The 2,118-nt window shown below is 63.4% G+C and carries 2 protein-coding genes; one reads left to right on the top strand and one right to left on the bottom strand.

What is annotated here, in order from left to right; genetic code table 11:
• Positions 1-916, bottom strand: a 916-nt coding sequence (locus EN742_RS32765; RefSeq protein ID WP_128333761.1) for an NtaA/DmoA family FMN-dependent monooxygenase, incomplete at its 3' end; no start/stop codon positions are given.
• Positions 917-1,111: 195 nt separating this feature from the next.
• On the opposite strand from EN742_RS32765, the gene EN742_RS32760 reads away from it, so the two are divergent.
• A partial coding sequence (locus EN742_RS32760; protein ID WP_128333760.1) for an ABC transporter ATP-binding protein occupies positions 1,112-2,118 on the top strand: 1,007 nt, incomplete at its 3' end.

The following is a 2,118-nucleotide window of genomic DNA, read 5'->3' as shown; positions in this document are numbered from 1 at the left end:
GGAGATCGATGCCGAGGCGATCGGGGAGCAGCGTCTGCAGGTAATCCTGCCTGTCGCGCGCCTCGGCCTCGGAAGCCGCGACGATCGGCAAAATGCCCGGCAGGATCTTGAAGCTCTCCGGCCGCCTGCCGTGACGGGCGAGACGGTCGTTGATGTCCTGGCGGTATCTGATGCCGTCTTCCCTGGTGCTGAAGATGGCGAAGTGGGCGTCGGCGTGCGCGGTGGCGAAATTCTTGCCGTCCTCGGACGAACCGGCCTGGACGATCAGCGGATGACCCTGCGGCGGGCGCGAGACGTTGAGCGGCCCGCGCACCTTGAAATGGGCGCCGCGATGGTCGAGCACATGGACCTTGTCCGGATCGGCGAAATAGCCGGTGTCCTTGTCGAAGAGCAGGGCTTCGTCTTCCCAGCTGTCCCACAACCCCTTGACGATATCGAGGAATTCGGCGGCGCGCTGGTAGCGGGAGGCGTGCTCGATATTGCCGTCGCGGCCGAAATTGCGCGCCTCCTCGTCCATGGCCGAGGTGACGACGTTCCACGACGCCCTGCCCCCGCTGATATGGTCGAGCGAGGCGAACAGGCGCGCCACATTGTAAGGTTCGCTGTAGGAGCTCGACGCGGTGGTGATGAGGCCGATGTGCCTGGTCACGCCGGCAAGCGCCGACAAGAGCGTCAGCGGCTCGAGGCGGGCGTTGGCGTAATGCGCGACACCGCTCTTCACCGAATCCCAGATCGACACGTGGTCGGCGACGAAGATGGTGTCGATCCTGGCGCGCTCGGCAGCCTGGACCAGCTTGCGATAGTAATCGAAGCCGAGCACTTCGCGGCCCGGCGCGCGCGGGTGCCGCCAGGACATACGATGGTCACCCTGCGGGTTGAAGAAGAACGCGCTGAGGATCAAGTGGTCTCGCGCCATGCCGGCCTCCATGCACATCCGCTTGGAGAGACACGGGGTTCCCGTGTCGATCGGTGCGACCCGCAATCTCCAATTTGCAACAGGCTAGATTGCGCTCGGCTTTAAGTCGAGTAATTTTATAGAGATTATGTACTAAATAAGCGGAAGCGATTGCCCTTGATTAGGGCTTCGGCAGAAAGCGATTTCGAGGTCTTGATGTCTTCTTCAGTGCTCAATGTGGAAAAACTTTCCATCGCCTATGATGGGAAAAGAGGATGGCAATCCGCTGTTGACGGCGTTTCGCTGACTGTCGCAGAGGGTGAGGCGCTCGGCCTGGTCGGCGAATCCGGCTCGGGTAAAAGCTCGGTGGCCATGGCCATCCTTCGCTATCTGCCCGGCAACGCCCGTATCGCTGCCTCGGCGCTGGAGTTCCAGGGCCGGGAAATACGCAACCTTTCCGGCGACGAGCTGCGTGGCCTGAGAGGCGATCGCATCGCGGCCGTCTACCAGCATCCAGGCGCCGCGCTCAGCCCGGCGATGACGATCGGCCGCCAGATCGGCGAGACGATCATGCGCCATCGGCCAGTTCGCCATGAGGAGGCCCGCTGGCGCTCGGCCGAGCTGCTGAAACGTGTGCGGGTCGCCAATCCCGAGCGCGTGCTCGACCTTTATCCGCACGAATTGTCCGGCGGCATGCAGCAGCGCGCCAACATCGCGATTGCGATTGCGCTCGACCCGGCGCTGCTGGTGATGGACGAGCCGACGACGGCGCTCGATGCCAGCGTGCAGGCCGAGATCATCGCCATCCTGGACGATCTGCGTCGGGAACACAAAACCAGCATTCTGCTGATCAGCCATGACATCAATTTGATCCGCCGCTCCTGCGATCGCGTAGCGGTGATGCAGGCGGGCGCGGTGGTCGAGAGCGGCGATGCCAAGGGTGTTTTCGAAAACCCCTCGCATGCCTATACTAAGGCCCTCATCGCCTCGATCCCGGCGCTCAATTTCACCAAGCGGGACGGCCGCCTGGCCGAGACCGGCACGACCGTCCGCGATCGCCCCGACGCGACCGCGGCCGCCGCCGATCAAAGAGATTCCTATCGAAGAAACGGGCAGGTCGCCATCGCCTGCAAGGGGATCAGCCATTCCTTCGGCGACCAGGCGGTGCTGCACAATGTCGACCTCGAGATCGGCCAAGGCGAGACCTTCGGCCTGATCGGCGA

This window comes from Mesorhizobium sp. M4A.F.Ca.ET.020.02.1.1 (genome assembly GCF_004022645.1).
GTDB lineage: Bacteria > Pseudomonadota > Alphaproteobacteria > Rhizobiales > Rhizobiaceae > Mesorhizobium.
The sequence above is the reverse complement of the archived record's forward strand: the minus strand, read 5'-3'. Positions and strand labels throughout refer to the sequence as shown.